Source organism: Corynebacterium faecale (assembly GCF_030408735.1).
Classification (GTDB): domain Bacteria; phylum Actinomycetota; class Actinomycetes; order Mycobacteriales; family Mycobacteriaceae; genus Corynebacterium; species Corynebacterium faecale.
The window spans coordinates 2,697,345-2,713,995 of the sequence record NZ_CP047204.1; the positions used below are offsets into that span (position 1 = coordinate 2,697,345).

The following is a 16,651-nucleotide window of genomic DNA, read 5'->3' on the forward strand; positions in this document are numbered from 1 at the left end:
GGTCAAACCAGTAGCACCTACCCAGCAACCGGCACTCAGCGAATATGCTGCAGCTGCACCCGCAGTGCGGATTCCAGCATCTGTTCCCTGGGGTAATCGCCACTGGTCACCGCGGCATCCACCCGGTCGATGGCGGCACCGAGCGAATGGAAATCGATCCACAGCGCCTGATCCGCACCAGCTTTGAGGGAGGTCAGCACCGCATCGGGTGGGCTGAGTGTTGCAGAGATCGCACTCATGCCGGAGAGGTCATCGGTGTACACCACACCATCAAAAGGCACCCCGCCCGGATAGTCACCGCTGCGGAGCAATTGGTAGGTGGCCGGATCCAGGGTGGAGGGGACACCATCTGCGCCCAGTCCGGGGACGATCATGTGTCCGACCATCACCGCTCCCCCGGTGTCGGGCAGGACCTTTCCATAAGGGATGAGGTCATAGGTTTTCATTTCTTCCAGATGCGGGGTGATCACATCCTGGAGGTGACTGTCACCGCTGGCACGACCGTGACCAGGAAAATGTTTGAACACGGGGATGATGCCGGCGTTCTCCAGTCCGCGGGCGAAGGCGTCGGCATAGGTGGCGGCGATATCCGGGTTGTCGGAGAAGGATCTGTCACCGACCACGGGCAGCCCCCAGGCATCCACATCCACCACAGGGGCAAAGTTGACGGTCACACCATGTGCCGCGAGTCCGGTGCCGAGGATCTCGGCGAGGTCCTCCACCTGTTCCGGTGTCATGGTGTGAGCCATCACGCGCGGTGCGGGGAAATCCCCCAGCAGGTGGCTGGCGCGTTGGACGCGGCCGCCCTCAAAGTCGATGCTGACGGAGAAGTCCCGGCCCACGATCTCGCGCAGTGCCGCGATATTCCGGCCAGGTTCCGTGAGCAGTGCCTCATCCGTCCAGGAACCGATGAAGATCCCACCAGCACCCTGGTGGAGGGCATCGAGTGCCTGATCAAAATTTCCCACGCCCACCATCATCAGCGAGGCCACCTGGGCCCGCTGATCTCCGGGGATCTGCTCACGGGCGAGATCCTCCGGGGTGGGAGCGGCGCTGGTGGTGGGCGCCGGGGGCGCCGCCGAGGACGCCGCAACTGATGCGGGGTCAGTGGTGGACGGCGAGGGGGGCGTCGACAAGCTCTCGTCAGAGCAGCCAACCAGAGCGAGGCAGACAAGTAGGGCGGCTGCGCGAGATTGCTTGAACACGATTAACAACTATAGAAACACAACCTGAGAATCTCTTAATCGACAGCTGGGGGACGTCAGCACCAGGCGTCGGCACCCGGCTGCGGGACCCGGCGTCGGCCCGACGCCTCGACGCGTGCGGGCTAAGCTGGGTCACACTGCTACAAGAAGCGGAAGGGACATCCATGACCGACCAAGCTGATCAGACCATGCTCATCGCCTATGACGGCTCGGAGGAAGCCCGACGTGCGCTGACCTATTCGGCGAAGCTGCTGCGACCGCGCAAGGTGGAGATCCTCACCGCCTGGGAGCCTCTGCACCGTCAGGCTGCCCGGGCCATCACGCTGACCACACTGGGTTCGGAGAATGATGACCCCGCCTATCTGGCGGCGCGTGATACCTGCCGCGAGGGCGTGGATCTCGCCGAATCCCTGGGGCTGCGCGCACGGGCTCACCTGGTGGAATCCGCCACCGCCGTCTGGAGCGCCATCGTGGACGCCGCCGTAGAGTTGCGTCCTGATGTGATTGTCACGGGCACGCGTGGGGTCACCGGGTGGAAGTCCCTGTGGCAGTCCTCCACGGCCGATAATGTTGTCCACCATGCCGGCATTCCGGTTTTTGTGGTTCCACCATTGGCTACCAGGGAAGAATAACTGGTACTCTCGACACTCGTCATGGCTTATGAAACCGATTCACTCAACCGTCGCACGCTCGGCCCTGCAATCGCCAGCGCCGCCATCGGCATTGCACTTGGCGCTGTCGCCGTCGCGGGTGTCTCTATCATCTCCGGGCAGGACAGCGTCCCCGCCACCAATGCGGTGACCGCTGATGATGCTCTCCTGGGCGGTCCTGAATACGGATCCCGCGAATCCACCCAGACCGTCGGCGGCCGGGTGGCGCAGGCAGGTCAGCCTGCGCAGTCCGACTCAGACTAACCCCACCCCGTGCGGGAGGCTGAACACATGAACCGGCCCCTTCCGGCCTCACCTGGCCACTCCCTGCGGCGTCTTGTTTCAGGTGTTCATGTCCCGGTGTGGCTGATTCTGGGGTTGATCGCGTTTCTCCAGCCTCCCGGGCAGGTGGCCGCCGATACCAAACTTGATCTGGTGCTCAATCCCGCAGGTTTTCTCGGCGGCGCGCTGCACGCCTGGACGGATGATTTCACCCTGGGGCAGTTGCAGAACCAGGCCTATGGGTACCTCTTCCCCCAGGGTCTCTTCTTCCTTCTCACTGATCCGCTCCCCGATTGGATAGCCCAGCGCCTGTGGTGGTGGATGGTGCTGGGCATTGGGTTCTCCGGCTTCTACCTGCTGTTATCCAAGCTCAGCGTAGGTTCCATACCGTTACGCGTCATAGCGGCGTTGCTCTATGCGTTATCGCCGCGCACGCTGACAACACTCACCGCGATCTCATCCGAGACCTGGCCCGCGATGGTGGCACCGTGGATTTGCCTGCCGCTGCTGGATAAACGCATCAACGCCCGCAGCATAGCCCTCTCGCTCATCCCGGTGGCGGCCATCGGCGCGGTCAACGCCACCGCCACCCTGGCGGCGTTGGTGCCTGCCGCACTGATCATTGCTTATCGACGCCACTGGCTCCACGGCCTGGCGTGGTCAGCTGGCGTGCTGGCGGTCAACGCCTGGTGGATCGGCCCCCTCCTGATACTGGGCCGCTACGCACCACCCTTCACGGAATTCATTGAGAGCGCAGCGGTCACCACCAACTGGCTCAATCCCGTGGAGATCCTCCGTGGCACCACCAGTTGGACCCCATTCGTGGACACCGAACGCCAGGCCGGTTACCTGCTGGTCAACAACCCACTGTTTGTCATGCTCACGGTACTGGTGGCGGCTCTGGGTCTGGCTGGCCTCACGCTTATGGAACGCAGGGGATTATGGGCGCTCATGTTGGCGGTTGGGCTGTTGATCCTGGGCGCTACCCAACTGGAGGCGGTGCAGACCTTCCTTGATGGCCCCGGTGCGGCGCTGCGCAATATCCATAAATTCGACCTGCTGGTCAGGATGCCACTGCTGGTGGGGGTGGCGGCACTGGGTTCATATATCGCGGTGCCACGTGATCTGATCCCAGGCAGGCGGGAAGCCGTGGGAATTCTTGTCATTCTGGTTGCTGTCGGCTCCATCGCGCCGGCGTGGTCCGGTCGCCTACTCCACCGCGGCACCTGGGAGGAAATTCCCGCCTACTGGTATGAGGCCACTGAGTTCCTCAACCGGGAGGCAGCCGGAACCCGCACGCTCATCCTGCCCAGCTCACCCTTCGCCCGTCAGGACTGGGGATGGACACGTGATGAACCAGCCCAACCATTACTTGATGTCCCCTGGGCTGTCCGTGATGCCATCCCACTGGTTCCCCCGGAGGCGATTCGTGGACTGGACGGCCTGGATTCCCTCGGCCCGGATCTTAACGACGAAGCCCTGAAACGCCTGGGGATCGGGGCGGTGATCGTGAGGCATGACCTGGAAGCCGGGCCGGAAACGCGAACGATCCCTGAACTGGGCGGACAGAAAACCACCTTCGGTGAGGTGGATGTGCATCTCCTGGACACTGACCGCAGCATGTGGCTGGCGGATGCCGAGGTGCCCACCGTGGCCGGCGGTGGTGAGATCCTGTCACTGCTGGATACCGTCAACGGGCATTCCCCACGCAGACTCGTGGCCGGCGGTGCCGATATCGTCACCGACACTCCCCAACTGGTGGGCACCAACTACGGCGATGGGCAGTCCTCTGCCGCCTTGGCGGATCTCTCAGAGACAGAGGTGCGGAACCGTATCGTAGATTACCCCTCCACCGGGCCCATGACGCAGGTGGCCACAGAGGGTTCCATAAGCGTGTCGTCCTCCGCATCTGATGCCACCAGTTTCGGCGGATCGAATCCAGCTCGCTCACCAAACGCCCTGGTTGATGGCCGAACCACCACAGCCTGGTACCCCACACCGGGTGATGTGGAGCCCTGGATGAAGATCTCAGGCTCCGGAACCACTCTTGATGTCATGCCGACCGATAACGTCACCGTGACGGTGACTTCCGGTGGTTCGGTGACCGTCCGCGAATTGACCAAGGGCGAGTGGACCACTTTTACTCTGCCTGAACCTGACGCACGGATTGATCTGGACCGATATGCCGGCATCGCCGAGATCAGCATGGAAGGACTCTCCCGGACGATCACGGTCCCCGACACCTCACCCGATGTACAGCAGTTCATCTTCCAACGACTCACGGTGCCCACACCCCACCTGGACCGCGCCTTCACCGCACCCCGGGCTATGACCGTGACGGTTGACGCTGAATCCTGTCGCAATATTGAACTCAATGGCGAACGCGTCGATTGCGGGGTCGTGGAACTTCCCCAGGGGGATCACCTCCTGCGCACCAGCTCGGAATGGGTCACGCTCACCGCGATGGCTCCGACCGCAGGAGCCGTCCCCACCGGCCCCATGGTGTCCGCGGCGGATACTGACCGTCTGCTTCTCACCTCCCGCGCCTTCAACCCGGGGTCACAGGCGTTCATTCAGGATCAGCGTCTTGTCGCAGAGGAAGTGGATGCAGCCGCACAGGCATTTGTCATTCCTGCCGGGGTGTCCGGAGAGGTTTCTTTCCGCTTCGCCGGCGAGCTGCCTTATCGGATCAGTCTATTCACCGGCGCGGGTCTAGCGATTCTTGTCATTTCAGGATGCCTGGTGTTTGTCCGCCGTCCCTCTGAGGGAGGCTCCTTTCAGGATCAGGGCGACGCCCCCCTTGCTGCCTTGCTGTTACTTCCGGTCTTCGGATGGTGGTTGCTTCCCGCTGTGGCTGCCTGGCTCGTCCCCCGTTTCACCCTCATCCCCCGATGGGTTCTTGCATTGGCCCCCATCACCATCGCAGGCCTCTGGTTAGCCCAGGCGCCTTGGCCCGCAGCGGCATACCCAGGAGATTCCGGGGCATTGAGCCTGCTCGCTGCCATTTCGGTGGCGTCCGTATATCTCCCTCGAAGGTTTCAGAAATAGGCGATGCCCCCGGGAATTTGATTCCCGGGGGCAGTGAGGAGAATTCACTTTCGTGATTCCGCTTCTGGATGGGAGCGGAAGGTATCAGGGCTAAGTTCTAGCCTTGTCAGTTTCCTCGGAGCCACCTACGATACTGACGACACTGTCTGCTTCTCTCCCCCCGGTGCCGAGATGACCCATGTCAGGAAGATTCTCTGGGTGTTCGACTTCAGGGGTTTTCTTCTTGGTGAAGATTGTAAACAGACCATTCTGATAACCAACCGCACCCAAGACTAGGATGACACCCATCACCTGCAGCATCGTTGGGATCTCAGTGTAGATCGCGGCAGCGATGAAGATAGTGGAGACCGGGGACAGCAGCAGCAGGCCGCCGGAGAGGGTTGCGTTCATGTTGGAGGAACCGATCTGGACGAAGGTCCAGGCGATGAACTGGCCGAGCACAGCGAGCAGGATCATGTTGACCCAGTTCATAGCGGTGATGGGATCGCCAGCCATGGCCTCGGGATTCTCAAGCGGGAGCTGACCATCGATCATGACACCCTGGGTGAAGTTGAAGCCTTCGCCGCGGATGAACATCCAGATGATGGGCGCAATACCCTGGAAGATGGAGACGATCGCGATCGGCTGGACATACTTGCCCGGGTTGACCACGGTGGCCTTACGGGAGGTGTAGAGGTAAACACCGTAACAAACACCGGAGGTCAGACCAGCGAGAGTACCCATGACCGCGGTCGGAACTCCCCATACCTCAGCGGGGCCTGCAGCAGCTTCATAACCTGGCAGCAGCATGTCGAAGACACCACCGACTGCGACGATACCGACGGACATGATCGGGAGAACGAACCAGTAGGACTTCGGGATGCGCTCACGGTCGATGACGAAGGCCAGGACCGGGAGGATGATGACCTGGAGGTTCAGCAGCACCGAAGCGATACCGGCTCCGACGAAGAAGATTGAGTAGTTCCAGGCCGTGAAGTCAATACCCAGGATGAAGCCGGCGACTGCAGACCAGAAGAAACCGGCCTTGTTGATGCCGCCCTTCTTCTTGTATTCGCGGATAGCGAAGGGGATGAAGAGTGCCATTGGCAGCCAACAGCGGAGGACAACTGAGGTGGCTGGCTCGAAGTTGGCTCCCTTGACCCAGATGGCGGTGAATGCGAGACACGCGGTGCCGAACAGCAGAATCATGACGGCTCGACCGTGGCTCATGCTATATACAGGGCTCTTTGCCTGCTTGGTAGAAGATGGCTCAGACATGTGGTCTTCTACTTCCTTCCTGAAAGGTGCGATCATTTGATGTTTTTCAGATTAGTACCACCATTTAATTAGCGCAATAAGTCCCGTGTTAATTAAGTTGAAGCCCCGCTTTTTTAGGCCCAAAAAGTGCCCCTGACCTGGAAGTACGATCATCCTATTAACCGCATCACAGGCCCACCTATCAGTGTTATTTGGTTGCCCAAATAGCATCCCCTCGGCGTTGATGAATAGTGGCGCGCTGCAGTCAAAACAACGGCACATCATCCCACCAAGACAAAAATGTCCCCGGCTACCGAATTCGGCAACCGGGGACATCACAGTGGGGAGATCTCATCCCCCGCACGCCATCAAACCTTTACATAAAGAAAGGAAGAGGCACTATTCTCACGAATCGAGCTTTCCGGGGGTGTCGGAGTTACCTGTCGCCGTGACAGTCCCGCCACCCCCTTCATCATCATGGGGGATCCCCTTGGCCACGTCTTCCTCATGGAAGGACATGGGATCCCTTCTCTTCATGACCAGAGTGTGCAAGCCATTCTGGTAACTCACCGCACCCAGCACCAGAACCACTCCGGCGACCTGAAGCAGGGTTGGAATCTCGGCATAGATCGCGGCAGCGATGAAGATGGTGGACACCGGGGACAGCAGCAGCAGGCCGCCGGACACGGTTGCGTTCATGTTGGAGGAACCGATCTGGACGAAGGTCCAGGCGATGAACTGGCCGAGCACAGCGAGCAGGATCATATTGACCCAGTTCATAGCAGTGATGGGATCGCCAGCCATGGCCTCCGGGTTCTCAAGCGGGAGCTGACCATCGATCATGACACCCTGGGTGAAGTTGAAGCCTTCGCCACGCATGAACATCCAGATGATCGGTGCAAAACCCTGGAAGATGGAGACGATCGCAATCGGCTGGACATACTTGCCCGGGTTGACCACGGTGGCCTTACGGGAGGTATAGAGGTAAACACCGTAACAAACACCCGAGGTCAGACCAGCGAGAGTACCCATGACCGCGGTCGGAACTCCCCACACCTCAGCAGGACCTGCAGCAGCTTCATAACCTGGCAGCAGCATGTCGAAGACACCACCGACTGCGACGATACCGACGGACATGATCGGGAGAACGAACCAGTAGGACTTAGGAATGCGCTCACGGTCGATGACAAAAGCCAGGACCGGGAGGATGATCACCTGAAGGTTCAGCAGCACCGAAGCGATACCGGCTCCGACGAAGAAGATTGAATAGTTCCAGGCCGTGAAGTCAATACCCAGGATGAAGCCTGCAACTGCAGACCAGAAGAAACCGGCCTTGTTGATGCCACCCTTCTTCTTATATTCGCGATAGGCGAACGGAATGAAGATGACCATCGGCAACCAACAGCGAAGAACCACCGAAGTGGCCGGCTCGAAGTTGGCACCCTTAACCCAGATGGCGGTAAACGCAAGGCAGGCAGTACCGATCATCAGAATCCATACCGCACGGCCATGGCTCATGCTAAAAACCGGACCGCCCGTTTTATTCGTAGAAGATCGCTCAGGCATGTTTTCTCACTTCCCTTCCTAAAAGTCTTATTGTGGAGACCCCCATGGCTCACCAGACTGCGCACAGGAATCAGTTTTTGGAAAATAGTGTGCATGGTAGACGCCCGCGGAAAATCCTCGCCGTCCATCCATAGTGTTGTCTATCTCACTTTAGTAGAACACAACCACATCAAGCTCGCCGGAGAACAGCCCACTAGAGGGTGCCTACTGGTAACACGAAACTTGCCCGATAAGCTCATCGATTTCACGCATTGGGCAGATGGGCATCTCACCGGGCCTCTCAATTGACGCGATCCGCTGCCCTCTTTTAAATAAGTCGATAGACTCGGGAAGTATCCATAATGGCTTCCATAATGGCTTCCATAATGGCTTCCATAATGGCTTCCATAATGGCTTCCATAATGGCTTCCATAATGGCTTCCATAATGGCTTCACGGAAGAACTCGGAACCGCCATAAACATCGTCACCCGCAAGGACTACGGCCCTGCACTTCCAATTGGTGGTTATTTTCTCTGTGACATCTCGGATAGAACATGCTAAAACTAAATCAAATGGTTAAGTAATACCTATCGACCTCTACTTCAAGGAGTGACATGCACCTTTCAGCACGCGAGCAGGAGAAGCTTCTCATTGTTGTTGCCGCAGATGTGGCACGGCGTCGCAAGGACCGCGGTTTGAAGCTCAACCACCCAGAGGCAGTCTCCTACATCACCGCTGAGGTGATGGAGGGAGCACGTGACGGTCGCACCGTCGCCGAGCTGATGAGCTCTGGAGCGGAAATTCTCACCAAGGCTGACGTCATGGACGGCGTTGCAGAGATGATCCCGGACATCCAGGTTGAGGCAACGTTCCCTGATGGCACCAAGCTGGTCACCGTCCACGATCCGATCCGATAATCCACTTCTGAGAACCCTGGAGATTCTGCAATGAAACCTGGCGAGTACTTCATCAGCACCGACGGCCCCATTGTCTGTAACGATGGCTATGAAGCCATCACCCTCGACGTGGTTAACACCGGCGACCGCCCCATCCAGGTCGGTTCCCACTACCACTTCGCGGAAATCAACAAGGCGGTCGAATTCGACCGCGATGCCGCCCGTGGCAAGCGTCTCGACATCCCATCCGGCACCGCAGTACGTCTCGAGCCCGGCGATAAGCGAAGCGTTCAGCTGATCGACTTCGGCGGAGCCCGTGAGGTTCACGGCTTCAACGACGAAATCAACGGCCCGCTCAGCTAACCCGGCGCACCCTACAGACCCACAAACTTTCTAAAGGAGTACTGTCAAATGTCTTTTGAGATGAATCGTCAGCAGTACGCGGAGCTTTTCGGACCAACCACCGGTGACGGTGTGCGTCTGGCCGATACCGACCTGGTTCTCCGCGTCGAAAAAGATCTGACCAGCTACGGCGATGAAGTCCGCTTCGGTGGCGGCAAGACCATTCGCGATGGCATGGGCCAGAACGGTCGCCTCACCCGCGAGGAAGGCGTCCCGGACACTGTCATCACCGGCGCCCTCATCCTTGACTACACCGGAATCTACAAGGCTGATATCGGCATCCGCGAGGGCCGCATCTCCGGAATCGGCAAGGCGGGTAACCCGGATGTTCAGGATGACATCACCATCCCGATCGGTGCCAGCACAGATATCATCGCTGGTGAGCACATGATCATCACCGCCGGTGCGATCGATACCCACATTCACTTTATTTCCCCAGACCAGGTTGATACCGCGCTGGGCAACGGCACCACCACCCTCATCGGTGGCGGAACCGGACCTTCCGTGGGCACCAAGGCCACCACCATCACCTCTGGCTCCTGGCATATCCAGCGCATGATCGAAGCAACCCAGGACCTGCCGATCAACGTCGGTTTCCTGGGCAAGGGTCACGCCTCCACCCTCAAGCCACTCGAGGATCAGATCCGTGGTGGTGCCATCGGCCTGAAGATCCACGAGGACTGGGGCTCCACCCCGTCTTCCATCGATAAGACCCTGACCGCTGCTGACAACCTGGACTTCCAGGTCGCGATCCACACTGACACCCTCAACGAGGGTGGTTATCTGGAGGACACTGTCCGCGCGATTGATGGTCGCGTCATCCACACCTTCCACACTGAGGGTGCCGGTGGCGGACACGCTCCGGATATCATCAAGATCGCCGAGCTTCCCCATGTTCTGCCTGCGTCCACCAACCCGACGCTGCCGTACACCAAGAACACCATCGATGAGCACCTGGACATGCTCATGGTCTGCCACCACCTGAACCCGGATATTCCGGAGGATGTTGCCTTCGCCGACTCCCGTATCCGTGGTGCCACCATTGGCGCGGAGGACGTACTGCACGATCTGGGCGTTTTCTCCATCACCTCATCTGACTCCCAGGCCATGGGCCGTGTCGGTGAAGTGGTGCTGCGTACCTGGCAGGTTGCCCACCAGAACAAGAAGCAGCGTGGCCCGCTGGAGGGTGACTCCGAGGGCAATGACAACAACCGCATCAAGCGCTATGTGTCCAAGTACACCATCAACCCGGCGATTGCCCAGGGTATCGCCCACGAGGTCGGATCCATCGAGGTGGGCAAGTTCGCTGACATCGTGATCTGGGAGCCACGTTTCTTCGGCATCAAGCCCTCCATCGTGCTCAAGGGCGGACAGATCGTGATGAGCGCCATGGGCGATTCCAATGGTTCCATCCCGACCCCTCAGCCGGTTACCCACCGCCGTTCCTTCGGCTCCCTGGGCACCGCTGTCCACAGCTCCTCCCTCACCTTCCTGCCCACCGTGGCACTGGAGGATGGACTGCCGGACAAGCTGAACACCACGCGCACCTTCGCAGAAGCTAAGAACATGCGCAATATCACCAAGGCGGATCTGAAGTTCAACTCCGCCACCCCGAGCATCGAGGTCGATCCCCAGACCTATGAGGTTCGCGTGGACGGCGAGGTCATCACCTCCCAGCCATCCGACGAGCTTCCGATGGCTCAGCGCTACTTCCTCTTCTAGTAGCCCTCCCCTTTAGAACCCACCCACGGTTGTGCCAGGCCGTGCCACAGCCGTGGGTGGGTTCTGCCATTCAGTGGGCATGGTCTTTATCCAGCCACGCCGCCACTATTACTGATTATTTGAATGATCATCATCACGCGCAAAGGAGCAGTCGATTGTTAATCACTGAAATCCTCGGCAACCGGTCTGAACTGACCGAATCCGAGCTCAACGGGAAAAAGGAAGAGCGTCTCGTGCTCACCAACCTGGATCTGACCAAGCGGATCCAGCGTGGCACCACCGACGCGGGCCGGGAAATCGGCCTCCGCCTCCCCAGTACATTCCGTGAGCTCCGTGATGGCGATATTCTCTCCAACGAGGATGACGCGCTGATCACCGTGGCTGTTGAACCCTCCGATGTCCTGGTCATCCGCGCCGAGTCCATCTATGAGATGGCCTTTGTCGCGCACTCCCTGGGCAACCGCCACCTCCAGGCACAGTTCTTCGATGCCGATTCTGAATATGGCCAGGCAGTCATGGTGGTTCAGTATGACCACACCGTTGAGCACTTCCTCGACCATGCCAAGGCTCCGTACACCCGCGAGCAGCGCGTCATGCCCGAGGCTTTCCGCCATGCCGAGCACTCCCACTGACACGCAGGTCGGCAGCCCCCAGGCGCTGCTGACCATGCTCCACCTGACAGATTCCGCGCTCCCCACCGGCGGGTTCAGCCACTCCCTGGGACTGGAGAACTATCTGCAGCGTGACATTGTCAACTCACCCGACACGTTTTCCCGCTGGATGTATGCCTATATCCGACAGGCGAGTTTCAATGACGCACTCGTCGCAAAGCTCACTGCGGAGGCCGTAAGGCAACCGCATGCCGACGCCGTCAAGGAACTCGCGCAATTGGATGCGCTGGCGCACACCACGTTGGTGCCGCGCCAGATCCGCGACGCGAACGCGTCGATGGGTGGGCGGATGGTCAAGATCATCGAGGTGGCGGTTCCTGATCACCCGCTGGTCCAGTGGTACGCCGAAGCGGTCCGCGACGGACATGCCTACGGCTGCCCGGCGCTGGCGCATGGTTTGGCGCTGAGCGCGGTTGGTCTGGATACCGAGATGGTGGTGCGGAGCTACCTGATGCAGACCACCGCATCACTCACCCAGAACACCATCCGCGGTATCCCCATCGGACAAAATGCAGGTCAGAAGGTCCTCGTCGGGTCCTACCCTGTGATCGAGGAAGCCGTGGCCACCACCATGGGACACGGTTACCTGGATCTCGGTGCCGCGGCCCCCGGGCTGGAAATTGCACAGATGCAGCACGAATCCCTCCGCTCGCGAATGTTCATGTCTTAAAACGCGCCCACACGCATAATTCTTAACGCGCACAATTTTCAATGAAAAGCTCTGAAAGGAACACCACCATGGAACCCATCAAGATTGGTATCGGCGGACCCGTCGGATCAGGCAAGACCCAGTTGATCGAGCGCATCACCCGCGCCCTGAACGGCAAGGTGTCAATGGCTGCCATCACCAACGACATTTACACCCTCGAAGATGCCAAGATCCTGGCCCGTGAATCCGTGCTCCCCGAGAGCCGCATCATCGGTGTGGAAACCGGTGGCTGCCCCCACACCGCCATCCGTGAAGACACCTCCATGAACGATGCCGCCTACACAGAATTGGTGAAAAACAACCCGGACCTGGAAGTTGTCTTCATCGAATCCGGTGGCGACAATCTCTCTGCCACCTTCTCCCCGGAGCTGGTTGATTTCTCCGTCTACATCATCGACGTCGCCCAGGGTGAGAAGATCCCCCGCAAGGCCGGTCAGGGCATGATCAAGTCCGATCTCTTCATCATCAACAAGACCGACCTCGCACCCCATGTGGGCGCGGATCTGTCCGTGATGGAATCCGACTCCAAGCACTTCCGTGGTGAAAAGCCATTCGTGTTCACCAACCTCAAGACCGATGACGGCCTGGACAAGGTCCTCGAATGGCTCCGCAAGGACGTCCTGATGAAAGACCTGGTTGACTAAATGCCCACCGACACGCTCCCACACACCCAGGCAGGCAGCCGTCTGCCACGGTTCCACACCCTCCGCGACCCGGTAGGGGTACTGGACCTCCAGATCACCAATCAGGATGGTCGTTCGGTGGCGGGCCGTCGTTACCATGAAGGCGCACTGCGCCTCATGCGGGCGCACTACCTGGATGATTCCGGGCAGGTCTACTACACCATCATCAACCCAGGTGGCGCCTACTTCGGTGGGGATGACTACCACTTCAAAATCCAGCTGGAAGAGAACTCCTCCCTCCTGCTGACCGGCCAGTCCGCCACCAAGGTGTACAAAACCCCTGACAACTACTCACTGCAGGACTTTGAGGTGAACCTCGGGCCCGGCGCGGTTTTCGAGTACATCCCCGACCAGCTCATCGCCTACGAGGACGCCACCTACGCCCAGCACATGAACGTGCAGATGGACCCCACGGCATCACTGCTCACCGCAGAGATAGTCACACCGGGTTGGGCACCTGACGGCTCCCTGTTCAAATTCGATGAGGTGCGCATGCGTACCGCAGTCCAGGTCGGCGACGACCTGGCACTGGTGGATAACCTACTGGTGCGTCCCGGTGACGGTTCCTTCAGCGATGATTCCCTGTTGTTCCTGGAGGACCAGACCCACTTTGCCACCCTCATCGCCGTGGATCAGCGCATCGACGGCGACCTGGTCAAGGAAATCCGTGCCCTGATGGAGGAACACCAGGCAACCTACACCCACAAGGTACTGGATGCCATCACCCTCACCGATGGGCCTGGCCTGGCAGTCCGTGCGATCGGCACCTACACCGAGGACCTGTACAGCCTCATCATCATGGTGGCCAATGAGCTGCGGCGTCGTTTCCGTGGCCAGGGTCCCCTGGAGTTGCGTAAGTACTAGAAGCACCACACGCCCGGCAAGCCCTTCCATAAGCGAAACAGGCGGGGCGAAAGGTTCCGGTGTGATCTGGGTAAGCAACCGGTGCGGGTGGTTTCCTTGGCGGGCGCGGTGAGGGCCGCTCCCGCCGCCAGCTGCACCTCTCATCTGGACAGGATCATCCGGTTGTCTTGCCGTGCCGTGCTGTTGTCTTGCCGTGCCGTGTCGCTGTCTTCCTGCAGCCTGCCCTACAACCCCTTTTGTGCAACCTTTTTGGCCGCCTCGGTCCAACCAGCCCGGCGCGCCTGGGTACGCTCTCAGTACAGATATGAGGGGAAGGCTCCGGGAACCATCATGATCATCATTCGGGAGATCACCCAACAAGATAATGCTGCGATGAAAGAGATCATCCAGGATTCGCTGGAGGCGCATGGTCTCGACATTCCGGGATCTGCGTATTTCGATCCCCAGCTCGGAGAGTTGTTCCAGTTCTATGACAGACTGCCCGGTGCTCATTATTGGGTCGTGGAGATGGAGGACGTGGTTGTCGGTGGGGTGGGGATAGCCCCGTTCGGTGATATTGGAGGGGTGTGTGAGCTTCAGAAATTGTATCTGCGACCCAAGGCCCAAGGTCGGGGACTGTCCCGGAAGCTCATGGATGAAGCCCTCATCTTTGCCGCCAGGCATTATGAGCAGTGTTATCTGGAGACCATGCACTCGCTGACAACTGCCTGCATCCTGTACCGGAAATATGGTTTCAGACTTCTCTCCGAACCGCTGCCCGGTTCCGGACATTCCGCGATGGATGCCTGGTACCTGAAGGATCTATAGCGCGGCTTGCCACGCCCCGGCTTGCCACGCCCGGGCTTGCCGCCTCCAACACACCTGCCGCCTCCAACACACCAATAGTCCCAGCGCCCCGCCTATGGAAGGTCAGGCCGCACTGGTGAGCACGCGGTACTGCTTGGCAAGCGGCTGGTGGGAGAGTTGACGGAATACCAGATTCATCTCACCGTCGAAGTCGAAGCGTCGCACCTGGATGCCGTAGATGGGTTCGAGGATCTCAGGGGTGAACACTTCGGTGGGGGCTCCCTGGGCGACTACACGGCCGTCTTGCATGACCAGGACGTGATCGCAGTAGCGGGCTGCCAGGTTGAGGTCGTGGAGGACCACCGCGCAGCTGGTGGGGAGTTCCGCGAGCAGGCTGAGCACCTCGTGTTGGTATCGGATGTCCAGGTGGTTGGTGGGTTCATCCAGGAGGATGTGGGTGGCTTCCTGTGCCAGGGCGCGGGCGATGAGGACGCGTTGGCGTTCGCCACCGGAGAGGTCGGTGAAGTCACGGTCCGCCAGGTTCAGGACGCCCACCTGTTCCAGCACTTCTCCCACGATGCGTTCGTCCTCTTTGGATGGGCGCGAGGCCAGTCCCTGGTGTGGCATGCGTCCGAGCATGACCAGATCGGCAACCACCATGGGCAGGTCGGAGGCTTGTTCCTGTGCCACGACGGCCAGGGTTCGTGACAATGCTTTGCGGGGTACCTTATGGAGGGGTTTGTCATTCACGGTCACTTCACCTCCATCGGGTTGCAGAGATCCGTACAGGGTTCGCAGCAGGGTGGTTTTGCCGCATCCGTTGGGGCCTACGAGCCCCACGGTGCCGTGTTCGGGGATGGTGATGGTGATGCCGTCCACCACGACGTTGCGTCCGTAGGCGTAGCTGATGTTGTCACCGTGGATCATCGGGTCTCCTCAAGGTAGGTGGCCAGGTTCTCCAGGCCGTCGACGGTCAGTGGGCTCGGTGGTTCTGCGAAGCTGAGCAGCATGGGGTGAATCGTGTCATTTTGGACTGCGGTCATGGCATTGGCGCCGGGTAGGTCTTTGATTGTGTTGATGATGGCGTCCACGTTGTCATCGGTATGCAGGGTGATGATGATGTCGGGGTTGCGGTTGATCAGTTCCTCTGCGGTTACTTCGAAGATCCGCTCGGTTTCATCGCCGAAGACGTTGTCCAGGCCCGCGGCGTCCACGAGTGGGTAGGACATGGATCCGGTTCCATAGGCGTAGATGACTGAGGATCCGGGTGTGGGGAAGAGGACAGCAACGGTGCGATCCTCGCTGTCCGGTACCGTATCCGCCACCTCGGCTACCCGGTTCTTCAACTCGTCGATAAAGGCCGTTGCCTCGGCCTCCCGGTCAAAGACGGTGCCGTAGAGGTCAACCTGGTCATAGACATCATCGAAGGTGACTTCGCCTTCCAGGGAGCCACAGAAGGCGGGTTCATCCAGGAGGGGGATGCCGTTGCTTCCGAGGGTCTGGCGGTTGACGGTATCCGAGGATCCGATGACCACATCCGGTCTGGTCTCCACGACGGTTTCCCGCGAGATCTGGAGATGCCCCGTTGCGTCCACCTGATCTGTCAGGGTGTGGATCTCCTCCAGCTGGGCGGCCACATCATCGCTGTAGTACTCGGTGGGATACAGCCCGGCCTTGGCGGTTACCCGGTCAAGCACACCGAGTGCAGCCAGGGTGGACACGGAAGGATTGTCCAGGAGGGTCACGCGTTGCGGGGCCGCGTCAAAGGTGACGGTGTCCCCGCAGTTCTCCACGCTGATCGCAGCATCAGTGCCGTCAGTGCCACCAGCGCCACCGTTCTCCCCGTCCGCGGTGTCATCGGAACCCGCGCAGGCGGTGATCGGAAGCAACGCGCCCAGGGCGAGGGTGGCGGTGATGATTCGGATACGACTGTTCATGACTGATTCCTTGT

15 protein-coding genes and 1 pseudogene are annotated in these 16,651 nt (G+C 59.7%); 11 read left to right on the top strand and 5 right to left on the bottom strand.

Going from position 1 to position 16,651, the window contains the following annotated elements:
• Positions 1 to 35: 35 nt before the first annotated feature.
• Entirely contained in the window at positions 36 to 1,205 is a 1,170-nt protein-coding gene (locus CFAEC_RS12240) for a glycoside hydrolase family 3 N-terminal domain-containing protein (RefSeq protein ID WP_290277208.1), read from the bottom strand.
• Between the two features lie 164 nt (positions 1,206 to 1,369).
• Here CFAEC_RS12240 and CFAEC_RS12245 point away from each other — a divergent pair, with 164 nt between their 5' ends.
• The 3 genes and pseudogenes from CFAEC_RS12245 (at position 1,370) to CFAEC_RS12255 (ending at position 5,185) form a co-directional block, all read left to right on the top strand.
• Positions 1,370 to 1,837 carry a universal stress protein gene (locus CFAEC_RS12245; protein WP_290277210.1) on the top strand — a complete coding sequence of 156 codons (468 nt, stop codon included), beginning with the start codon at positions 1,370 to 1,372 and terminating at the stop codon, positions 1,835 to 1,837.
• A 21-nt stretch (positions 1,838 to 1,858) separates the two neighbouring features.
• Positions 1,859 to 2,056, top strand: a pseudogene (locus tag CFAEC_RS12250) (DUF2613 domain-containing protein); the annotation flags it as partial.
• A 90-nt stretch (positions 2,057 to 2,146) separates the two neighbouring features.
• Positions 2,147 to 5,185 carry an alpha-(1->3)-arabinofuranosyltransferase domain-containing protein gene (locus CFAEC_RS12255; RefSeq protein ID WP_290277212.1) on the top strand — a complete coding sequence of 1,013 codons (3,039 nt, stop codon included), beginning with the start codon at positions 2,147 to 2,149 and terminating at the stop codon, positions 5,183 to 5,185.
• Positions 5,186 to 5,275: 90 nt separating this feature from the next.
• On the opposite strand, the gene CFAEC_RS12260 is transcribed toward CFAEC_RS12255, so the two are convergent.
• Both CFAEC_RS12260 and CFAEC_RS12265 read right to left on the bottom strand, forming a co-directional pair.
• The gene (locus tag CFAEC_RS12260) at positions 5,276 to 6,394 is read right to left on the bottom strand and encodes a DMT family transporter (RefSeq protein WP_290277215.1); all 1,119 of its coding nucleotides are present in this window, start codon (positions 6,392 to 6,394) and stop codon (positions 5,276 to 5,278) included.
• Between the two features lie 432 nt (positions 6,395 to 6,826).
• Positions 6,827 to 7,939, bottom strand: coding sequence for a DMT family transporter (locus tag CFAEC_RS12265; RefSeq protein ID WP_290277217.1), 1,113 nt, complete (start codon positions 7,937 to 7,939; stop codon positions 6,827 to 6,829).
• 642 nt (positions 7,940 to 8,581) lie between these two features.
• Between CFAEC_RS12265 and CFAEC_RS12270 the strand changes: the two genes are divergently transcribed.
• The 8 genes from CFAEC_RS12270 to CFAEC_RS12305 all read left to right on the top strand — a co-directional run bounded on the left by CFAEC_RS12270 (position 8,582) and on the right by CFAEC_RS12305 (position 14,721).
• The gene (locus CFAEC_RS12270) at positions 8,582 to 8,884 is read left to right on the top strand and encodes an urease subunit gamma (protein ID WP_290277218.1); all 303 of its coding nucleotides are present in this window, start codon (positions 8,582 to 8,584) and stop codon (positions 8,882 to 8,884) included.
• 30 nt (positions 8,885 to 8,914) lie between these two features.
• The gene (locus tag CFAEC_RS12275) at positions 8,915 to 9,226 is read left to right on the top strand and encodes an urease subunit beta (protein WP_290277219.1); all 312 of its coding nucleotides are present in this window, start codon (positions 8,915 to 8,917) and stop codon (positions 9,224 to 9,226) included.
• Positions 9,227 to 9,274: 48 nt separating this feature from the next.
• Positions 9,275 to 10,987, top strand: coding sequence for an urease subunit alpha (ureC, locus tag CFAEC_RS12280; protein WP_290277221.1), 1,713 nt, complete (start codon positions 9,275 to 9,277; stop codon positions 10,985 to 10,987).
• 155 nt (positions 10,988 to 11,142) lie between these two features.
• Positions 11,143 to 11,619, top strand: a complete 477-nt coding sequence (gene ureE, locus CFAEC_RS12285; protein ID WP_290277222.1) for an urease accessory protein UreE — start codon at positions 11,143 to 11,145, stop codon at positions 11,617 to 11,619.
• Positions 11,600 to 12,328 carry an urease accessory protein UreF gene (locus tag CFAEC_RS12290; protein ID WP_290277223.1) on the top strand — a complete coding sequence of 243 codons (729 nt, stop codon included), beginning with the start codon at positions 11,600 to 11,602 and terminating at the stop codon, positions 12,326 to 12,328. The genes ureE and CFAEC_RS12290 overlap by 20 nt, the downstream gene beginning before the upstream one ends.
• Before the next feature lie 68 nt (positions 12,329 to 12,396).
• Positions 12,397 to 13,011, top strand: coding sequence for an urease accessory protein UreG (gene ureG / locus CFAEC_RS12295; protein WP_290277225.1), 615 nt, complete (start codon positions 12,397 to 12,399; stop codon positions 13,009 to 13,011).
• Positions 13,012 to 13,914: an urease accessory protein UreD gene (locus CFAEC_RS12300; protein ID WP_290277227.1), complete on the top strand. Its 903-nt coding sequence runs from the start codon at positions 13,012 to 13,014 to the stop codon at positions 13,912 to 13,914.
• 330 nt (positions 13,915 to 14,244) lie between these two features.
• Positions 14,245 to 14,721 (top strand): GNAT family N-acetyltransferase, encoded by a 477-nt coding sequence (locus CFAEC_RS12305; protein ID WP_290277229.1) that lies wholly within the window; start codon positions 14,245 to 14,247, stop codon positions 14,719 to 14,721.
• Positions 14,722 to 14,823: 102 nt separating this feature from the next.
• On the opposite strand, the gene CFAEC_RS12310 is transcribed toward CFAEC_RS12305, so the two are convergent.
• Both CFAEC_RS12310 and CFAEC_RS12315 read right to left on the bottom strand, forming a co-directional pair.
• Positions 14,824 to 15,627, bottom strand: a complete 804-nt coding sequence (locus CFAEC_RS12310; protein WP_290277232.1) for an ABC transporter ATP-binding protein — start codon at positions 15,625 to 15,627, stop codon at positions 14,824 to 14,826.
• Positions 15,624 to 16,637, bottom strand: coding sequence for an ABC transporter substrate-binding protein (locus CFAEC_RS12315; RefSeq protein ID WP_290277234.1), 1,014 nt, complete (start codon positions 16,635 to 16,637; stop codon positions 15,624 to 15,626). The genes CFAEC_RS12310 and CFAEC_RS12315 overlap by 4 nt, the downstream gene beginning before the upstream one ends.
• Positions 16,638 to 16,651: the final 14 nt, after the last annotated feature.

Coding starts and splice junctions, on each gene's coding strand:
- CFAEC_RS12300 (WP_290277227.1), top strand. CDS start 13,012: ATGCCCACCGACACGCTCCCACACACCCAGGCAGGCAGCCGTCTGCCA.
- CFAEC_RS12245 (WP_290277210.1), top strand. CDS start 1,370: ATGACCGACCAAGCTGATCAGACCATGCTCATCGCCTATGACGGCTCG.
- CFAEC_RS12255 (WP_290277212.1), top strand. CDS start 2,147: ATGAACCGGCCCCTTCCGGCCTCACCTGGCCACTCCCTGCGGCGTCTT.
- CFAEC_RS12305 (WP_290277229.1), top strand. CDS start 14,245: ATGATCATCATTCGGGAGATCACCCAACAAGATAATGCTGCGATGAAA.
- CFAEC_RS12270 (WP_290277218.1), top strand. CDS start 8,582: ATGCACCTTTCAGCACGCGAGCAGGAGAAGCTTCTCATTGTTGTTGCC.
- CFAEC_RS12290 (WP_290277223.1), top strand. CDS start 11,600: ATGCCGAGCACTCCCACTGACACGCAGGTCGGCAGCCCCCAGGCGCTG.
- CFAEC_RS12315 (WP_290277234.1), bottom strand. CDS start 16,637: ATGAACAGTCGTATCCGAATCATCACCGCCACCCTCGCCCTGGGCGCG.
- ureG (WP_290277225.1), top strand. CDS start 12,397: ATGGAACCCATCAAGATTGGTATCGGCGGACCCGTCGGATCAGGCAAG.
- CFAEC_RS12310 (WP_290277232.1), bottom strand. CDS start 15,627: ATGATCCACGGTGACAACATCAGCTACGCCTACGGACGCAACGTCGTG.
- CFAEC_RS12265 (WP_290277217.1), bottom strand. CDS start 7,939: ATGAGCCATGGCCGTGCGGTATGGATTCTGATGATCGGTACTGCCTGC.
- CFAEC_RS12275 (WP_290277219.1), top strand. CDS start 8,915: ATGAAACCTGGCGAGTACTTCATCAGCACCGACGGCCCCATTGTCTGT.
- ureC (WP_290277221.1), top strand. CDS start 9,275: ATGTCTTTTGAGATGAATCGTCAGCAGTACGCGGAGCTTTTCGGACCA.
- CFAEC_RS12260 (WP_290277215.1), bottom strand. CDS start 6,394: ATGAGCCACGGTCGAGCCGTCATGATTCTGCTGTTCGGCACCGCGTGT.